13 protein-coding genes and 1 pseudogene are annotated in these 13360 nt (G+C 69.1%); 6 read left to right on the plus strand and 8 right to left on the minus strand.

Annotated elements, in window-relative coordinates; genetic code table 11:
• Nucleotides 1-197: 197 nt before the first annotated feature.
• On the minus strand, nucleotides 198-2273 hold the full coding sequence (locus LWJ43_RS07390) for a M4 family metallopeptidase (RefSeq protein ID WP_277331497.1): 2076 nt from the start codon (nucleotides 2271-2273) through the stop codon (nucleotides 198-200).
• Nucleotides 2274-2554: 281 nt separating this feature from the next.
• Between LWJ43_RS07390 and LWJ43_RS07395 the strand changes: the two genes are divergently transcribed.
• On the plus strand, nucleotides 2555-3556 hold the full coding sequence (locus tag LWJ43_RS07395; RefSeq protein WP_277331498.1) for a hypothetical protein: 1002 nt from the start codon (nucleotides 2555-2557) through the stop codon (nucleotides 3554-3556).
• 192 nt (nucleotides 3557-3748) lie between these two features.
• Here the strand turns inward: LWJ43_RS07395 and LWJ43_RS07400 are convergent, their stop codons facing one another.
• Nucleotides 3749-4624 carry a class I SAM-dependent methyltransferase gene (locus LWJ43_RS07400; RefSeq protein ID WP_277331499.1) on the minus strand — a complete coding sequence of 292 codons (876 nt, stop codon included), beginning with the start codon at nucleotides 4622-4624 and terminating at the stop codon, nucleotides 3749-3751.
• Nucleotides 4625-4763: 139 nt separating this feature from the next.
• Between LWJ43_RS07400 and LWJ43_RS07405 the strand changes: the two genes are divergently transcribed.
• Complete coding sequence (locus tag LWJ43_RS07405; protein WP_277331500.1) at nucleotides 4764-5348, plus strand: TetR/AcrR family transcriptional regulator; 585 nt, start codon at nucleotides 4764-4766, stop codon at nucleotides 5346-5348.
• Between the two features lie 99 nt (nucleotides 5349-5447).
• Entirely contained in the window at nucleotides 5448-6017 is a 570-nt protein-coding gene (locus tag LWJ43_RS07410) for an SMI1/KNR4 family protein (RefSeq protein ID WP_277331501.1), read from the plus strand.
• 87 nt (nucleotides 6018-6104) lie between these two features.
• On the opposite strand, the gene LWJ43_RS07415 is transcribed toward LWJ43_RS07410, so the two are convergent.
• From LWJ43_RS07415 to LWJ43_RS07425, 3 genes are all read right to left on the minus strand, one after another.
• Nucleotides 6105-7637 (minus strand): FAD-dependent oxidoreductase, encoded by a 1533-nt coding sequence (locus LWJ43_RS07415; protein WP_277331502.1) that lies wholly within the window; start codon nucleotides 7635-7637, stop codon nucleotides 6105-6107.
• A gap of 297 nt (nucleotides 7638-7934) precedes the next feature.
• Complete coding sequence (locus tag LWJ43_RS07420; RefSeq protein WP_277331503.1) at nucleotides 7935-8261, minus strand: plasmid stabilization protein; 327 nt, start codon at nucleotides 8259-8261, stop codon at nucleotides 7935-7937.
• A gap of 417 nt (nucleotides 8262-8678) precedes the next feature.
• Nucleotides 8679-9428 carry a hypothetical protein gene (locus tag LWJ43_RS07425; protein WP_277331504.1) on the minus strand — a complete coding sequence of 250 codons (750 nt, stop codon included), beginning with the start codon at nucleotides 9426-9428 and terminating at the stop codon, nucleotides 8679-8681.
• A 325-nt stretch (nucleotides 9429-9753) separates the two neighbouring features.
• Here LWJ43_RS07425 and LWJ43_RS07430 point away from each other — a divergent pair, with 325 nt between their 5' ends.
• The 3 genes and pseudogenes from LWJ43_RS07430 to LWJ43_RS32865 form a co-directional block, all read left to right on the plus strand.
• The gene (locus LWJ43_RS07430; protein WP_277331505.1) at nucleotides 9754-10020 is read left to right on the plus strand and encodes a hypothetical protein; all 267 of its coding nucleotides are present in this window, start codon (nucleotides 9754-9756) and stop codon (nucleotides 10018-10020) included.
• A gap of 143 nt (nucleotides 10021-10163) precedes the next feature.
• Complete coding sequence (locus LWJ43_RS07435; RefSeq protein WP_277331506.1) at nucleotides 10164-10583, plus strand: DUF7919 family protein; 420 nt, start codon at nucleotides 10164-10166, stop codon at nucleotides 10581-10583.
• A 154-nt stretch (nucleotides 10584-10737) separates the two neighbouring features.
• Nucleotides 10738-11013, plus strand: a pseudogene (locus LWJ43_RS32865) (FtsX-like permease family protein); the annotation flags it as partial.
• A gap of 167 nt (nucleotides 11014-11180) precedes the next feature.
• Here the strand turns inward: LWJ43_RS32865 and LWJ43_RS07440 are convergent.
• From LWJ43_RS07440 to LWJ43_RS07450, 3 genes are all read right to left on the minus strand, one after another.
• A complete protein-coding gene (locus tag LWJ43_RS07440; RefSeq protein WP_277331507.1) occupies nucleotides 11181-11573 on the minus strand; it encodes a type II toxin-antitoxin system death-on-curing family toxin in 393 nt (130 codons plus the stop codon).
• Nucleotides 11570-11764 (minus strand): ribbon-helix-helix protein, CopG family, encoded by a 195-nt coding sequence (locus tag LWJ43_RS07445; RefSeq protein WP_277331508.1) that lies wholly within the window; start codon nucleotides 11762-11764, stop codon nucleotides 11570-11572. The genes LWJ43_RS07440 and LWJ43_RS07445 overlap by 4 nt, the downstream gene beginning before the upstream one ends.
• Nucleotides 11765-11948: 184 nt before the next feature.
• On the minus strand, nucleotides 11949-13292 hold the full coding sequence (locus tag LWJ43_RS07450; protein WP_277331509.1) for a class I SAM-dependent RNA methyltransferase: 1344 nt from the start codon (nucleotides 13290-13292) through the stop codon (nucleotides 11949-11951).
• Between the last annotated feature and the right edge of the window lie 68 nt (nucleotides 13293-13360).

The raw sequence follows: 13360 nt of genomic DNA on the forward strand, positions 1-13360 counted from the left end.
CGGACAGCGGTCGTTGCCGCTTCCGGCAGAGGGCAGGGAAACGGCGGAGGGCCGGGGCGGTCAGGTCCGCCACCTGAGAAGAGGGGCGTTCGCCGGCCTCTCGGCCGGACACTCCCGTCCTGGGCTCCGAGGTCAGGGACACGCGGTGGGCCCCGGCCGGGGCCCACCGCGCGCATCCGCGGAGCCTGTGGACAGGCTCAGCCGGTGGTGACCGCGGTGTCGTCGATCATGAAGCTGGTGGCCGCGGAGGAGTCCTCGGTACCGGTGAACTTGATCGTGACCGTCTTGCCCTTGAACGCCGACAGGTCGAGCGTGCGCTGGGTGTAGCCGCCCGGCGTGGCGTTGGAGTACGTCGCGAGGGTGGTGGTGCTGGTGCCGTTGACGACCTGTGCCTTCAGCGTGTCGTACGGCGTGGTCCCCGACTCACTGGTGTCGATCGCCAGGAAGAAGCTGAGCTTGGGTGCCGCGGCGGTGGCCGGGACGGTCACCGACTGGGACAGGGTGTCGGTGTGCGCGCTGCCGTACCCGTCCAGCCAGGCGTAGTACGAGCCGGAGTGCGGGGTGCCGGAGGCGTCGTTGGTGATCACGCCGGAGCTTGCGGTCCAGTTGACCGCGCCGGACTCGAAGCCCGCGTTGGAGAGCAGGTTGGAGCCGCTCGGCGGGGTGCCGCCGCCCCCGCAGGTGGTGGCGGTGGCGGCGACGGCGACGCCGCTCCACGCCTTCTCCACCGCGGCGCACTGGCTGCTGGTCGCGCCGTACAGGTCGGTCGCGGCCTTGATGCTCGCGGTACGGGCCTCGGGGTAGGTGGTGCCCGAGGTCATGTAGGTGGTGAGCGCGCGGTACCAGATCTTGCCCGCGGTGGCGTTGCCGAGGCCGGTCACCGTGCCGCCGTCACAGGTCGGGCTGTTGCCCCACTGGGAAGAGCCCGAGCCGACCGCCAGCAGGTAGAAGAAGTGGTTGCCCACACCCGAGGAGTAGTGCGGGTCGAGGTTCTTGGTGCCGGTGGTCCAGCAGCTCTGCGAGACACCGTCCTTCTTCGGGTCGTCCATGTACCGCAGCGGTGTGGAGCTGATCTTCTCGCCGATGAGGTAGTCGGGAGTGTCCACCGAGCTGTTGGCGTTGAACTCCACCAGGGTGCCGAAGATGTCGCTGGTCGACTCGTTCAGGCCGCCCGCGTCGCCGAAGTAGTTCAGGTTGGCGGTGGCGGAGGTGACACCGTGGCTCATCTCGTGGCCCGCGACGTCGAGCTCGGTGAACGGCTTGTCGCCGGGGGCACCGTCGCCGTAGATCATGCTGAAGCTGGTGTCGTCCCAGCCGGCGTTGGCGTAGTTGTTGCCGTAGTGCACGAACGAACGGGCGCCGACCCCATCGTTCTTGATGCCGCTGCGGCCGTGCACGTTCTTGTAGTAGTCCCAGGTCGCCTGGATGCCGAAGTGGGCGTCGGCCGCGACGGTGGCGCGGTCGCTGAGCGTGCCATTGCCCCACACGTTGTCGGTGTCGGTGAACGCCTTGCCCCAGCCGGCAGGCGGGCTGTCGTTGGTCGCGGTCAGGTTCTGCGCGTCCCTGGTCTCGCCGTTGCCCCGGGTGGCGTCCTTGAGCTGGTAGCCGCCGGAGACCGCGGTGGTCGTCAGCGGGACGTCGCCCACCTGGTAGCCGTGGCCGGTGCCGTCCGCGGTGTGGAAGTCGTTCCACGTCTGCCCGACCTTGCCGGTCAGGGCGTCCACCAGCACGTTGAAGTGGCTGGGCGACTGGTCGGGGGCTATGCCGTCGACGGTCACCTGCCACGCCAGCCGCGGGGTGCCGGAGAGAGCGTTCACCACCAGCTTGCTGGTCGTCCCGGCGCGCTTGCCCTGGAACTTCTTCTGCGCCAGGGTCTCCGCGTGCCGGGCGCCGACCTTGGGGGTCACCGGCAGGGAGAGACTGTCCTCGAGGGTCAGGGTGCTCTCGCGGAACGCCCCGCTGGGCGCGGAGTGCACGACGACGTCACCGCCCAGCACGGGCAGGCCGCGGTACTCACGCGTCATGTGCACATGACGCGTGCCGTCCTTGTCGAGCTGTACCGAGGCTGACTTGAAGGTGTCGTCCGAGCTCGCCCGAACGGCCGCGGGGTGGGCGGCGATCGAGTCGCGGGCGTCCTGGACGGCCTGGCTCCTGTCGGCCTTCGGCGGGTGAGGCCGAGCGGTGTCGGCAGCGGAGGCGGGGGATCCCGCGCCGGCTATCAGCAGGGCGCTGACGGCCAGCGAGATCGATGTGGCAAGAACAGTTCGCTTCATGGGCCGGGATCGTTGCCGCCGCCGGGAGCCCGGGTCAACGAACGCCAACTCTGTTTAATTACGGGCACTGTGAAGAGGCCCGTGTCCGGCTCCTCCCCCGGTCACGGCTCTGGCGCGCGCTCAGGTTTGGTCAAAACTGTTCACAGACTGTCCAACGTAACGGCGATATCCAGCCTGCCCATGGCTAACCTGTGGATCTATTTCATCCCCCACGAGAACGCTGTCACAGGCAGCGCCCCCATCCCCAGGCACGCGACGTCGGTGCAGGAGGCGAGAGACCGGTGGACACCAGTGGCACGACACGGTTCGGGCGGACGGTCCAGATCCCACGGCTCGCGGAGCTGAAGGCCGTGCGACCACGGGAGGGAGCGGGCGACCTCCTCGACGTACTCCGCACCGGCCCCTTCGAGGCCGCCCTGGACTCCGCCGTCCGGGCCAGCGGGCTCAGCCTCGAACGCATCCAGCACCGGCTCGCCGAGCGCGGCGTGGAGATCAGCGTCACCACGCTCAGCTACTGGAGGCGCGGCCGCAGCCGCCCCGAACGGCCGCAGTCCCGGCAGGCGGTCCGACTCCTGGAGGAGCTGCTGGACATCCCCACCGACGGCCTGGTCTCACTCCTGGGCCCGCGCCGCCCCCGTGGCCGGTGGGTCAACCGTGACTCCGAGGTGCTGGAGACCGAGCGCCTGTGGCGGGAGTTCGGCAGCCTCCCCGAGCTGCTGGCCGAGCTGGGCAGCACGGACGACGGCCTGCTCCGGGTAGCCGCCCACGACAGCTACGAGCTCGACGCGCAGGGCGCCGGAATCCGGCTGACCACCCGTCTGACGCTCAAGGCGACCCGGGACCGGGTGGACCGCTGTGTGGTGGTCCTCCGGGGCGAGGACCCGGACAGAGCGCTGCCTGAGTTCACCGGCGTACACAACGCCCGCCTGGGCCGACTGCGTTCGGACCGCAGTGTGCCGCTGGTGGTCGCCGAACTGTTCCTGGACCGGACGCTCTCCGAGGGCGGGACCACGCTGGTCGAGTACACCCTGCGGTTCCCGAAGAACGGCCGCCGCGCCGAGGAGTGCGGACGGGGGTTCCACGCACCGGCACTCCTCTACACCCTGGAGGTCGCCTTCCACCCGGACGCGGTACCCGTGCGCTGCCTGCGCTGCTCCAGCACCGCGGTGACCGGGATACCGCTGTCCGCGGAACCGGTGTGGATCAGCGCGGCCGGACGGGTCCACGCGGTCTTCGAGAACCCGGGTCCCGGCTTCCGTGCGCTGCGCTGGGAGTGGCGGTGAAGTCCCGGTCGGCCGGCCGCTTCCGCTCGCCGCCGGCGTGTCCCCGGTCGTCCGCAGCAGGTGGGCGCGCACCGCACGTTCCCGTTGCCCGGTGAGAGGGTCCTGGTCCAGTCCGTGGCGCCGGCTGAGGCCGTCGAGCAGCGGGAGGGGCGCCGACCAGGTCACTTCCCCGGAAGCCGACAACGCCCGTGATCAATGCGTCCGGCGCCTCTCCGACGAGTCGCCCGGGCGATCTGCCGTGACCAGCCACGATGTGCTGCGCAGCCGGACCGTGCCGTCCGCCGCCTCGTGGTCGCGCAGATGTTCCGTCAGGGTGCGGCGGGCTCCGGCCCGTGCAGCCGCGTCGGCCTGCTCCATCAGGTGTCGACCGGGGCCCGTTCCCAGCAGGAATTCCGCCGCGTCCTCGGCTCCACGTCCCCATGCCCCGTAGGCCTGCGCCTCGGTGATGGTGATGCCGGTGAATTCAGCCGCGGCGAGGACGTCACGGATGTGGTCCGGGGCGGCCAGGGAGAACATGCCGGGCAGCCCCGACCTCCCGAAGTCGCCGACCGGCAGGAAGTCGCGCAGTGACGCCAGCGCCGCCACCCAGCCGTTGAGCATGGCATCGGCCGGGCAGACGAACGCCAGGCGCCCGCCGGGCCGCAGTGCCCGGCCGACGCTGCGGAAGGCTGCTACGGGGTCGGCGAAGAACATCACCCCGTAGCGGCTGATGGCCGCGTCGAACGCGCCGGCTTCGAAGGGGTACACCTGCGCGTCGCCCTGCGTGAAGGAGACGTTGGTGACGCCGTCCTGCTCCGCGCGGGCCCGCGCCTCAGCCAGCATGGGGCCGGACAGGTCGAGGCCCAGCGCGCTCCCTCGGGGTGCCCGGACCGCGGCGAGGCGCGTGGTCTGGCCGGAGCCGCAGCCGAGGTCGAGGGTCCGATGAGTCGCGGTTAGCGCGGCGGCTTCGAGCAGCGGTTCGTTGAACCCCTCGTTCACGGCGTTCCAGCGGCCCTCGTTGCGTGCCCAGTGGGCACCTTCGGGACCGTTCCACGCCTTTGCCTGCTCGATGTTGACGACGTCTGACACGGGCGCCTCCTGAGGCGGGACAACGGAGAATGGGCGTGCGCCCAAACTGTATGGGCGCGTGCCCAAATGGGCAATCCCCCGCTACCATCAGCGGGGTTGTGCCCCTTGGGGCGATGGCGGCAGAACGGAAGAGAGGCACATGTCACCGCGCGGAGTGGCGACGCCGGACGTGCGCGAGCGGCTGTTCGCGGCCGCCGAGCGTGTCGTGGAGAGGGACGGCCCCGGCGCGCTCACCAGTCGGTCCGTCACCACCGAGGCGGGCTGCGCCAAGGGGCTGCTGCACGCGCACTTCGCGGGGTTCGACGAGTTCGTGGCCGAGCTGTGCCTCGACCGGTTCGCACGGACGTCGACGAAGGCGCAGGAGCTGTCGGTACTCGCCGGGCAGGGCACGGTGGCGCGGAACCTCGACGCTGTCGTCCTCGCACTGTTCGACTCAGGCGGCCCGGCCCTGTCAGGCCTGGCCATGACTCGCCCTGCCGCTGCGTTGCGCATCCGCACGGCCCTGCACGGCGGGGCACCGGGCTTCAACGCGATCCAGGAGGCCATCACCGTTTACCTGAAGGCCGAGCAGGGGCTCGGCAGGGTGGCGAAGACCGTCGACCCTCACACCGCCGCTCTCGCGATCGTCGGTACCGCTCACCATCTCCTGATGACCAGTTGGCCCGGCACACCTGACCCACGGTCCGCCATGACACGCCTGGTGGCCTCGTTGGTGCAGAGCTAGGGACCGTCTGGCGAGTCAGGGACCGACTCGACGGGCCGGAGGAGCCGCCGCCCTGGTCTGCCGACTGGTGGAAGCGAGGACCGAGCCCACCAGCTCAACGTGGTGACCTCGGCCCAAGCCGCCGATCAGATCGCGGAAAGTGTGAAGAGAATGTGGATCGAGCGAATCACCGAGGCCACGCACTGGGAGCCGGCCCGGCTGGAAATTGCCTGGAAAACCGTTGAGGAGGAGCTCGGCACGGCACTGCCCGAGGACTACAAACTGCTTGCCAGTACGTTCGGCAAAGGAGAGTTCTCGGAGTTCTTGCGCATTTTCACCGTCGATGCCACGAGGCAGTTCGATCTGATCAGGATCTGGAAGAAGTTCCTCGACGGCGGCCCGGAGAGCGGGCCCGACCCCGCCTTCAGCCCCTACCGGACGTACCGCCATGACCAGCGCGGTCTCATCCCCTGGGCGTTCGGCGAGATGCGGTGCAGCTACTTCTGGCTGGCATCCGCCGAGGAGGATCCGGCGAACTGGCCAATTGTGACGCGGGGCGACCCGTATCCCTGGAAAGAAGTGAATATGTCCACAGGCGAGTTCGTCTACCGCGTACTGACGGATCCTGAGTTCGCGCCGTTCTCGATCGCGAGGCTGATGCCGGAGCCTGACTTCTACCCGATCGATTGAGCCGGATGGGGGCCGATTGCGCCGCCAGGAGAGTGCCGAAGGCTTGCACCGTATGCGGAAGTTCCGCGACGCGTCGGCGACAGCACCTCAGATGCCGCGGGGAGGCAGCGGCCGCAGAGCTGGGCCCTGGAGGACCTCGCCAGCGATGTTGAACCGCGAACCATGGCACGGGCATTCCCAAGCGGTCTCGGCCTCGTTGAAGGCGACCAGGCACCCCAGATGTGTACAGCGCGCGGACACGGCGTGGGCTGTACCGTCCTCATCCCGGTAGACGGCGCAGCGCCGTCCCTCGATTCGTACGACCGCTCCTGAACCGGGAGCGATCTCGGCGACCGAGTCGACGTGAGTGGTCTTCAACCTGTCGCCCACCAAATGCCTGGCGACCTCGGCCTGCTGTTTCAGCAGCGTCGCGCCTTCCCGGAGGGTGGGCCACAGACGACGCGGGTCGTAGAGACCGGCCCAGTCGGGAACGGCACCCGTGAGGGTGGCGGCCAGCAACTGTCCGGCCATGGCGCCGCCGCTCATGCCCCAGCCGCCGAATCCCGTCGCGACGTACACGTGGCGGGCGCCCGGATGGAAGGGGCCCACCAGCGGTACGCCGTCGCTCGCATCGTTGTCCTGGGCCGCCCATCGGTAGGCAGTGGCGCCGACCCGGAAGTGCTCGTGCATCCACGCGTCCAATTTCTTGAACCGTTCGCCGGCATCGCCCGTACCGGGCGTGAAACTCTCCCCCGTGACGATGAGCAGCCGCTGCTCCGCGTCGAGGGGAGCGGTACGTACCGATCGCTTGCCCATGTCGTTCGTGATGTACATGTGCTCGGGGGCCCCGGCAGCGGGCATAGGCGCGGCGACAACCAGTTCGCGGCGTGGGGACAGGCGCGCGAACTGCAGAGCGCGGTCGAAGACCGGGTAGTGCGTCGCGACGACGACGTCCCGCGCGGTGATTTTCGTTCCCCGCTCGGTCGTCACGGTGCACGGACTGCCTTCGCTGAGGCCGGTCACACGGGTTCGTTCGTGGATGACACCGCCTCGCGCGGTGATGTTCTCCGCGAGTGCCAGAAGGTACTTGCGCGGGTGGAACTGTGCCTGGTGCGCGACGCGCACTGCTGCGGCCACCGGGAACGGCAGGTCGGTCTCCGTCACGAAGTCGGTGTCGAGGCCTGCTTCCGCGGCTGCTGCGGCTTCAGCCTCGAACGTGGCACGTTCGCCGGGGTCCGTGGTGAAGGTCAGAGCTGACGCGGGCTCGAGGTCACACTCGATGCCGAGCTCAGCCGAGACGGATGCGACGCGCTGGACCGCCGCTTGTTGCGAACGGGCGTACTGACGCGCCCCCTCGCTCCCTCGCGTGCGGCGGAGCCGGTCGTAGACGAGGGAATGCGCAGCGGTGAGCTTCGCGGTCGTGTATCCGCTCACGCCCGCGGCCACGCGGTCCGCTTCCAGTACGACCACGTGCCGTCCGGCTTCGGTCAGCTCCCAGGCCGTGCTCAGGCCTGCCATCCCGGCTCCGATCACGACGACATCCGTGGTGATCTCGTTTTCCGGCGGCGGCCAGGAAGTGCCTGGTGTCGTGGCCATCCAGTAGGACTCGGCCATTCCAGGGAGCGTGTCTCGTGTGGTCATGGGCCACGTGTTCCCCCGGCGACCGGATGGAGACGGCGTGAACGGTTTCTTCCCCTGAGCGGCCCAGACATCCGTGGTCCTCCGGACACAGTCGGCGCAGGTCCGGGCACAGCCGGCGCAGGCGTCAGAGACTGTCGAGGATTTGCGGCGTCAGACATCCGATCAAGGTGTCGGTCTCCAGCGGCGTTCCATACCTCGGCCAGTTCCGCCCACGTGGGCGTCGTTCTGCCGGTTACGGAATCCCGGCAGGTCACCGTTGGCCCGGCGTCGATGCCGAGCATGGTCCGTGGCGCGTGCTCAGCGGCCCAATGCCTTGCTCAGCTGCTCCTTGTTCATGGACGAGCGTCCCTCGATGTTCTTCTTCTTGGCCTCCTCGTAGAGCTGGTCCCTGGTAGGTCCTCCGGGGCCGCTGTGGGAGCGCCGGCCGCCACGTCGAGAGGCGGATTCGGGGTCACGCGTGGAGGTCCTGCTCGCCGACTCCGACTCCCCTGAGCGGGCCCGCTCCTTGTTGACCGTGCGTGCGGCGATCTCCGCGGCCCGCTTCTCGGAGGTGCCGCGCTTCTCGGCGCCCTCCTTGATGTGCTCGTACTGGCGCTCACGCTTGGGACTCGATCCGGCGGGCATGACACTCTCCCCTTCTTGGGCAGCCGACAAGCCTCCCGACTTGCGGCACATGAACGGCTACCCCCATCACACGCGCAAAACCTGGCGCTCGCGATCCCAGAGGGCACCACTCGCGGCACAACCGGCCACCGGGCGTCCGACGCGATGAGCCGATCGGGCTACGACGTCAGCTGTGCATCCGCGGGACGGTGCGTGAGCCGGAGTGGAATCGCCGGCCCTCGGGGCTCGTACACGGACCGTCCGCACTCGGCCGGCCGGGACTGCACGGCGAAGCCTCGGGTGTCGGGTCGGGACCTCGAGCCCTCGCCGAGGCCTTTGAGCAGCGTCGAAGCTGCGGGGGCCCGCGGTGGACGTAGGCCTTGAGCCGGGAGGACGGGTAAGCCGGTGGGAGTGGTGCGCGGCGGGTGCCGCTGCTGCTCAGGTGCGGTTCTCGTCGGCGAGCCGCACCAGGACATCCAGGTCCGGGACGTCGAGCGCCGGTATCCGCAGCCAGGCGAACGGGAACCCGTTCGCACCGCCGGCGACCTCGTATTCCACGCGGAGCATCGCACCCAGCTCGTCCTCGTCCTCGTGGAAGACGACGAAGCCGTAGCGGCATGAGGTGATGGTGTGCCAGGGAATCCTCTTACCGTCATGGCGCAGCCCGTCCGCCGTGGCGGTCAGTGGACCGAACTCCACCTGGCCGCCGGCCGCGAGCGTCGCCTTCGCCCTGGCGAGATGCAGCTCGGTCACCGGTGCGTTGACGCGTTGCATCATCGGCGCGATGACAGAGGGCGGCGAGGATGACAGCCGGCCGGTGCGGAACTCGGACTCCGGCGTGACGACGGGCGGGTCGGCCAGCAGTGAGTTCACGACCGTGCCGTCGGTGAACTCCAGCAGCAGTTCGTGCAGCCACTCCGTGATCATCACACCATCGGCCGCTTCGCCGTCCATGTCGTTGGCGTGCCACACATGGGCGACCTCCGACCACACGTAGGCGCGATGCTCATCGCCGTCGGTCAGCACCACCCCGTCGTCGTGCACGGCGAGCGTCACCGCCCTCCGTCCGCCGGGTCCGTCGATGTGCGCAGGCAGCGTCCCGCGTACCGACCCCGTCAAGCGCTCCCGCGTGCCCGTCATCGGCTCGTTCTTCTCCGGTGCGGACTTCTTTCGCCACCGACCGATCATGAGCTCTCCCCCTGGTGCCGGCACACAACACCGGCGTTGCTCATCGGAGTTGACCGTTTCGCCCCCGCGATCACACTATCCGCCGGACAGGATGCGGGGCCAGAGCATCACGACGCCGACCCTCGTGTTCGCCACTCCCTCCTCGACGCCGGGCACATCCGCGGCCGACTCGACCACACCGCTCGAAACTCCTTACGGAGCGCCGCAGTTCACGTCATGACCAGCTCCGGCAGCGTCGATGAGATCGAAGCGCAGGAGATGGTGCCAGAGGTATCGTCATCGGCCAGAGGAGCACACGGGACCTCCCTCTCGTGAGGACGGACTGATGCTGGACATCGAGGATGCTGCCGTTTTGGCCCAGAACTTTCTGGACCAGCAGGTCAGCCACGAAGGCATGACCTTCGCACTCGCCGAAGGGGAACGCGCCCGAGTGGGAGACCACTTCTATTTCGACTGCCAGTCAGCTGCCTGGCTCCGCGACGGAGACCCCCAGGACATGGCTGTCGGCACGGGCTACCTGCGCGTTGACGGAAGGACCGGAGAATGCCGACTACTGGGTGCGGTCGAGTCCGCAGAGCTCGACCTCTTCTGAACTGACGGGTCGAAGCACCGGCAGAGCGCCGCAGGCCACAGGTCGGTCACTTCGACCCAGCCCCTCGGAGCGGCTACGACTCCAACGCCCACCGCGAGGTCGCTTTCTGCAGAGAACACCGCAACCCACGCCGAGGAGTGGTGATGCCCCACTACCCCGACATGACCACCTACGTGTACGACACATCGGACCAGGAAATGCTCAACGTCGGCTGGCTGGCGCCCGATCGTGCTTACCGCACCGGGATCGTGGACGACCGTGTGACAGATGCGCTGAAGGCCCTCAGCAGTGCCTACGACAACCAGATGCGCGGTGTCCACCACTGCGAGTTCTGCTCCACCGAACGGCCCGTCGTTGTTGGTGGTCCGGCCTTCGACACCCAGGTGTGGCTCGGCTCTGCCGAGATCCGGGCGCAGGACACCGACGGCACTGTCTATTCGGCCCCCAACCTCGTCATCCACTACATCACGGAGCACCGCTACTGCCCTCCCGTGGAGTTCTGCCGGGCGGTGGTCAGGACGGCTGGGATGGATGCCACCGACGAGCTGGCCCTGGCTGACTAGTGTGATGCGCCAAAGGCGAATGTCCACTACGACGGATACGCCCAGAAGGTCGCCGCAGTCGTACAGCCGCTGGGCGGCGACGCCACCACCAAAACCCCCTCGGGGCAGGAGGGCGTCATCCTCATCATGGCCGCGATCGCGGTGCTGCTCACTCATGCTGATCACGTCGGCCGGCCTCGGCGTACTCGACTCCGTGGTCCTGGACACCCGGGAACGCATCCACGACCTGGTCGTCTGCAAGGCGATCGGTATGACGCCGCGGCAGACCGTGAGCCTCGTGCTCGCCTCGGTGACCGCGATCGGCGTGGTCGGCGGGCTGATCGGCGTCCCTGCGGGGTACGCGCTGCACCACGTCGTCATGCCGGTGACGGGGCGTGCCGTACGCACCGGCCTGCCGTCGCTCCTCCTTGATGTGTACGGACCTGTGCAACTGCTCCTGCCGGGGCTCGGCGGGGTCGTGATCGCAGTGCTGGGCGCGCTGGTCCCAGCCGCCTTGGGCGGCCCGGGCCCGTGGGATCGGGCCGCCCTTACGGGCACGCGCACCGGCAGGTGCGTAGGGCCGGGCACGCGCGTGCCCGGCCCATCCGTCGTCGCGTGTCAGGAAACGGGGAACCAGGCCGAGAGGCGCTTGGCGATGACCGGGACATCGATGTGGTCCTGCGCGACGTCCTCGACGAACGGTCCGGCAGTGGAGACGGGTGGCGGGGCGATACGAGCGCTGACGCCGTTGAGCCGCAGGAAGACACGCATGGCGAGCCAGGCGGTGCGCTTGTTACCGTCGATCAACGCGTGATTGCGGGCCACGGAGTGCAGCAGTGCCGCCGCCTTCTCGTGCAGTGCGGGATAAAGCTCGGCCCCGAACACGTTGGTCCGGGGCCGTTCGATCGCAGACACCAGAAGCCCCATGTCACGCACGCTGTGCTCCGTGCCGTTGACCTTACGAGCGATGGCGAGGATCTCGTCGATCTGGATGTAGCGCACCTCGGTCACTTCAGGTAGTCCAAGATCTCCGCATCGCTGTCCATCAGCTCGGCCAGCACGTCATCGACCTTCAGCTCGGCCCGGGCCTGGGCGTCACGAATGGCCTCAATCACAAGCTCCTGCTTGCTGCGGCGCTCCCGACGAGCACGCTCGGTGAGCTTGGCGTCAAGGTCGTCGGGGAGCCGGAGTGTCATCGCCATACAGCGATGATACCAAGCTGGTATCTGTGCGGCGAGGTGACAACAGCCACTCGAGATCATGGACCGCGAAGCCACCCTGTGACGCCCCGGACGGGCCGCACACGGCAGCTCGCGCCGCCGCCGAGGAGGGGCAGCAGGATGCCCGTGCGAGGCGAGCGACCCACCCAATCCGCGAAACCGCAGGTCAGTCGTCCTTCTTCACGGGCTCAAGAATCGCCACGCACTCCACGTGATGCGTCATCGGGAACAGGTCGAACGCCCGCAGCGTCCGCACCCGGTACCCCCCATCCCGGAAGTACGCGATGTCCCGGGCCAGCGCCGCCGGGTCGCAGGCCACGTACGCGATGCGGCGGGCGCCGAGGGCGACGAGCTGCTTCACCGTGGCCTTGCCGGCGCCCGCGCGCGGCGGGTCCAGGACGATCAGGTCGCACTCGGTGATGCCCGTGCGCGGCAGGACCTGGTCGACCTTGCCGTGCTCGATGCGGACCCGGTCCAGGTCCTTCAGGTTGTGACGGGCGTCCTCGACCGCGCGCTTGCCGGACTCGATGCCCAGCACCGCGCCCTTCTCGCCGATCCGCTGCCCGATGGCGCCCGCGAACAGGCCCACACCGCAGTACAGGTCGAGCGCGGTGTCGTTCTTGCGGGGCAGCAGCCCCTGCATGACCGCGCGGACCAGGGTGTCCGCCGCCTGCGGGTGCACCTGCCAGAAGCCGCCCGAGCCGACCCGGTACGTACGGTCGTCGGCGCGCTCGCGCACGAAGGCGCGGCCGTGGACGCGGTGGACACCGCCGTCCTTCTCGTCGACGCGCATCACGGAGACGGGCTTGTCCAGCTCGACCAGCGGCAGCCGGCCACCCTCACGCGGGGTCAGGATGACCTGGCGGTCGTGGGAGCCGGTGGCGGAGATGGCCTCCACCGTGGCCATCTGCGGCCAGTCCTGCTTCTCGATGCCGAGCTCGGAGACGCCGGGGGCGGCGATCAGGCAGTGGTCGATCGGCTGGACCTCGTGCGAGCGGTGCTTGCGCAGTCCCACCAGGCCGTCCTGGTCGACGGCGTACTGGACGCGCGTGCGCCAGGCCGGGACCTCGCCCGGCGGGAGCTTGTCGCCCTCGGCAGGCATGACCGTGCCGTCCCAGTTGGCCTCCTCGGGCGTGAGGCCCGCGAGGCGCTGGAGCTGCTCGGCGATCACCTCGCCCTTGAGGCGGCGCTGCGCGCCCGGCTTCGCGTGCTGCCAGTCGCAGCCGCCGCACTTGCCGGGGCCTGCGTACGGGCAGGGGGCCTCGACGCGGTCCTTGGACGCCTCGACGACCGTGACCGCGTCGGCGCGCAGGAAGCGCGAGTCGGTGTCGCCCTCGGTTACCCGGGCGACGACCTTCTCACCGGGGAGGGTGTGGCGCACGAAGAGCACCTGGCCCTCGGACGTGCGGGCGATGCAGTGGCCGCCGTGGGCCACGGGGCCGACCTCGACCTCGTACTCCTGGCCGATCAGCGACTCCCCGGCCTGCGACGACGTGGATTCGTTCTGCATGAGGGGGTGGCTCCAGAGATCGGGATGAGAGAGAAGAGGAGGAAGCCGGAACGGAAGACGGGAAACGG

This window comes from Streptomyces sp. JH34 (assembly GCF_029428875.1).
In the GTDB taxonomy this organism is placed as follows: domain Bacteria; phylum Actinomycetota; class Actinomycetes; order Streptomycetales; family Streptomycetaceae; genus Streptomyces.